The following is a 2,156-nucleotide window of genomic DNA, read 5'->3' as shown; positions in this document are numbered from 1 at the left end:
GCGCGCACGGCGTTGCGGCTCCCTTGTGCAGAATGACTGCACGGCAGTCACCGCGCCTTGTTCGCACGCAAAAGCGACTCGAGCGCGAGCGTGTACATTGATCAGTGTCTCCTTAACCTGGCCGAAGCCCCACCACTAGCCCTTCATCCGAACCGCAGCACCAACCCGTCATCCCGACCGCAGCGGAGTGAAGAGCCGGGATTTCCCACGTCGGAACCACACGACTAAACGCCGGTGTGTTACCACCGACACCAGAGATCCCGGGTAACCGCTCCACAGCTTCCCGGATGGCGACCAACAACAAAATCCTCTCCGCCCCAGTGTCGCCTCTACCAAGGATGCGCCAATCGCCCATGGATGTGACCGTGCACATTCAGAGACATCTCCCTACACTGGGATGCATGAGCCATCGCACCGAAATCGATCGCATTCGTGCAGTGTTGCGCCGCCATCACGAGCTGGAGCTAGCCATTCTGTTCGGATCCCTCGCGAGCGGAAAACTGCATCCACACAGCGATGTCGACCTGGCCGTCAGCGCGGGAGCGCCGCTTCCAACCACCACGCGCATTGCGCTCATCGAAGAAATTGCCTCCACCACCGGGCGCCCCGTGGACCTCGTGGACCTCACCCAGGCTGGCGAACCCTTACTGGGCGAGATCGTCACACGCGGCATCCGCCTGACCGGACGAGACGAGGCCCACGCCCGCTTCCTCACGCGCCACTTGCTCGACCAGGCCGATTTTTCCCCCTACCGCGACCGCATTCTGGCCGAACGGAGACAAGCGTGGATCGCCGGGTAATCGAACAAAAGCTCGAAACGCTGCGCTATTGCGTCCAGCGGGTCGCGCAACGTTGCCCCGACGACCCCAACCAACTCCAGCAAGATCCGGACACACAGGACATCATTGCCCTGAACCTGTCCCGTGCGGTGCAACAATGTGTCGACATTGGAGCCCATCTCGTGACCGCGCTCGAACTACCGCCCCCGGACACCATGGGCCAGACGTTCGACCGTCTCGCTGAAGGCGGCATTATTGAAGCGAGCCTGGCCGACCGGCTCAAGAAGGCCGTCGGCTTTCGCAACATCGCAGTCCATAACTACGAGCGCATCAACTGGGAGATCGTTCACGCCGTCTGCTCGCGCCACCTCGACGACTTCCGGACCTTTGCACGCACAGTCAACGAACGCCTCTGACGCGTCACCCTTCGACCGGCTGCAACCATCGATTCGCACGAGCGGCCCCACCCGCGGAGCCGCCGTGTAGGAGCGGGCTCGCCCGCGAAGCCCCCGCCAAAGCCCGAAAGCCACCAACCCTCTCCACCTTGACGGGCCGCGCCACGCGCCCTCCGGTCATCGCCAGGAGCAAAGCAACGCCGCGATCTCCAAGGGCGACCGCACAGGCCATCCCATTACCCCACCGTAGCGCCCTACCCCGTCACGCCAGCCATGCTGGAGCGAAGAGCCTGTATCGCGCCCAGTCAGGCGAACGTGGCGAGCGCTACCGCTATCCGGCCACCGCATCGTCAGGACGTCGCAGCCGCGCGGCCTCGCGGGCCACATTCACCTGCATGCTCTCCCGCGCCACTTCGTGCAAAGTCGGATCAACGGTGCGCCCCTGGCGATCAAACCACTCCAGCACATCGGCCAAGTGCCATAGCGACGAATGCCCCTCGTGCAGTGGCAACGGGAAGCTGTCCCGGTGGGTTTGCACCAGCTTGCGCATATTCTGCCGGGAGAACTCGAACAGATCGGCCATATCCGTCACGCCCACGAGATCCGGCGCCGCCTCCACCAGACGGGCCTCTGGTATCGCATTGCGTACATCAAGAATCGCACTGCCCACCGCCTCGCGTGCCGCGCCTGCCTCGCGCATAAAAGACAGCGCCAGCCGACCTTTCTGGCCCGTACCGATCAGGGCATCATCGCAGCCACCCTCGAACAACCGGCCCTCTAGCGTCTGCCGATCCAATCCCTCCGGGATCGCGAATTTCAGCGTGAACTCGTATGCGCTCATAATCGCTCCTCTTCACCGACACGGCCTCCGGTACACCCCTCCACCACGCGGCGAATCTGCCGTGCGTGGGAGGACGGGTTCCTCGGTGTACTCCAGACGCTCACGATGCAGAATTCTCCACAACGGCATTCCCGTTCATTC

General features: G+C 63.3%; 3 protein-coding genes. 2 read left to right on the top strand and 1 reads right to left on the bottom strand.

Annotated elements, in window-relative coordinates; translation table 11 throughout:
* Positions 1 to 401: 401 nt before the first annotated feature.
* Together mntA and hepT are read left to right on the top strand one after the other, a co-directional pair.
* Positions 402 to 800, top strand: a complete 399-nt coding sequence (mntA, locus tag ACESLR_RS11705) for a type VII toxin-antitoxin system MntA family adenylyltransferase antitoxin (RefSeq protein WP_373026185.1) — start codon at positions 402 to 404, stop codon at positions 798 to 800.
* On the top strand, positions 785 to 1,195 hold the full coding sequence (gene hepT / locus ACESLR_RS11700) for a type VII toxin-antitoxin system HepT family RNase toxin (RefSeq protein ID WP_373026183.1): 411 nt from the start codon (positions 785 to 787) through the stop codon (positions 1,193 to 1,195). Before mntA ends, hepT begins: the two co-directional genes overlap by 16 nt.
* Positions 1,196 to 1,505: 310 nt before the next feature.
* On the opposite strand, the gene ACESLR_RS11695 is transcribed toward hepT, so the two are convergent.
* The gene (locus ACESLR_RS11695; protein WP_373026181.1) at positions 1,506 to 2,015 is read right to left on the bottom strand and encodes a helix-turn-helix transcriptional regulator; all 510 of its coding nucleotides are present in this window, start codon (positions 2,013 to 2,015) and stop codon (positions 1,506 to 1,508) included.
* Between the last annotated feature and the right edge of the window lie 141 nt (positions 2,016 to 2,156).

This window comes from Thioalkalivibrio sp., from assembly GCF_041685615.1.
GTDB lineage: Bacteria > Pseudomonadota > Gammaproteobacteria > Ectothiorhodospirales > Ectothiorhodospiraceae > Thioalkalivibrio.
Note: the sequence above shows the minus strand (reverse complement) of the source record. Positions and strands in the feature narration are given on the sequence as shown.

Bases quoted from the DNA above. Each gene is read 5' to 3' on its own strand.
- mntA (WP_373026185.1), top strand. From the start codon at position 402: ATGAGCCATCGCACCGAAATCGATCGCATTCGTGCAGTGTTGCGCCGC.
- ACESLR_RS11695 (WP_373026181.1), bottom strand. From the start codon at position 2,015: ATGAGCGCATACGAGTTCACGCTGAAATTCGCGATCCCGGAGGGATTG.